At 41.5% G+C, this 1,773-nt stretch carries 2 protein-coding genes; both read right to left on the bottom strand.

What is annotated here, in order from left to right; genetic code table 11:
- Positions 1–658, bottom strand: a 658-nt coding sequence (locus QVP40_RS00005; RefSeq protein WP_288200012.1) for a tyrosine-type recombinase/integrase, incomplete at its 3' end; no start/stop codon positions are given.
- The coding region (locus QVP40_RS00010) for a tyrosine-type recombinase/integrase (RefSeq protein ID WP_288200014.1) at positions 651–1,773 on the bottom strand (1,123 nt) is incomplete at its 5' end. The genes QVP40_RS00005 and QVP40_RS00010, both read right to left, overlap by 8 nt.

Below are 1,773 nucleotides of genomic sequence, written 5' to 3' on the forward strand. Positions count from 1 at the left end.
GATATTTTCCTGGAAAGAACCACTCACTTGTAGGACATAGAGAAACTAACCACGCCTTGTACTGACTGCAAAGTTTCCGCACATCTTCTGAAAGACAGATTGCACGGTCTTTGTCTCCTTTTGAATGGATGATGGTAATAACTCCATGAACGGTGTCAACGTTCTTGATTTTCAAGGAACAGGCTTCATTATTGCGTAAACCGCAACAATAAATTACCCGAAAAAGTACTTTATATTCTGTCGCCATTCGGTTAAACGAATTAACAGTTGAGTGCGGATTATAACGGTCAAGCTGCTCAAAAAATGCAAGTATGTCAGTATCTTCCATAAGGTAAGGGACATTCTTTTCTGCTTTTGGAAGGACGTGGGGGATGTAACTGATAATTCCAAGCGTATTCAGGTAAACCGAAAGTCCCCGTAACGCCTGTAAACGATTATTCTGTGTGACTTTTGTTTCTGAAGCCGATATAGAAGCCCATTCTTGATACAGTTTTTTTGAAATAGAAACTTCCTGTATCTTATTATCTAAACAGTACTGGTCAAACCTGTACAGCCAATAGGCCGGGTTGTCAAACATAAAGCCTGAATTACGGCGTTCAGAAATATACTGTGTTATCAATTCAGAAAAGCAACTGTTGTATTTGTAGACTTTATGCATGAAAAGCGCCTCCCTTCCAGGAGATACCTGTCTCCTCTAAAGATAGAGGGCATAAGCGCATACGCTCATCATCTAAAGACAGATATTTATGAACGGTACTGTCTGTCGAATGTCCCAGTGAATCGGAAATAAGTTCAACTTTTGCATTTCCCATCAGGAGCCCTGTAGCAAAAGTCCTTCTTGTAACATGAAAGCCTTTGTTTTCGGATTTTCTATCTGGAAGAAAGCGAATGAGTGCCGCTCTGCAGACATTCCGTTCCAGTTCATTATAGGGAGCTTCATGCAGAATGAATACGTATGGGCTTGAACTTACTGGTCTTGCACTGCTCAAATATCGAAAGAGCACATTTCCGGTTCGCACCGGCATGGGCATTTCAAGTAACTTTCCGGTTTTCTGCTGGATAATGGTAATACTTCTCTTTTTCCAGTTGATATCCTGAAAACGGATAGATACAATGTCCGAAGCCCGGAATCCCATAGTAAGCCCTATGCACACGGTTGCATAATCACGTAATGCTTTGGGCGACAGCGTCTGGATATTAACTGACCATAAGCTGCGGATTTCATCCTGTGTCAGTATTTCAACAATACGCTCTCTGGGTGCAGATTGCACGGAAAGCGCCTTATATAAAAATGGACTCACAACAAGCTTCTCGTCATAAAGATAAAGAAGAAAGTTTCTGATTCTACAGTTATAAGCGGCTTTTCCTTCCGCAGTTTTATGCATATCCTGTTCATTGAATTTATGCAGGACCTGGGGCGTGATATCTGAAAACCTATTAATACCGATGGCACATAGGAACCGGCAAAATCTGAAGTTACTGGAATGGTGCATGGCAATCGTAGATTTTTTCCAGCCTTCCCTTTTTAGGAGTTCAAGATACTGCCTTAAGGGAACAGAACACCAGTCTGGTAGTGATTCTAAAGTATCGGCTGTGGCTGGATCACCTGTAAATCCAGTATAAATTTCCCCTATTGAGAGGAAAATCCAGAACTGACAGAGAGTGCGTCTGGCCTGTTTCCAGTTTGTACCAAGGAGCGGTTTGACCTGTTCAAACCATTTCCAAAGAATAACCTCATTTATTCCAAGATGATGCATGTCAAGAAAGATATAG

The sequence above is a fragment of the Blautia sp. CAG:257 genome, assembly GCF_000433815.1.
Lineage (GTDB): Bacteria > Bacillota > Clostridia > Lachnospirales > Lachnospiraceae > Blautia_A > Blautia_A caecimuris.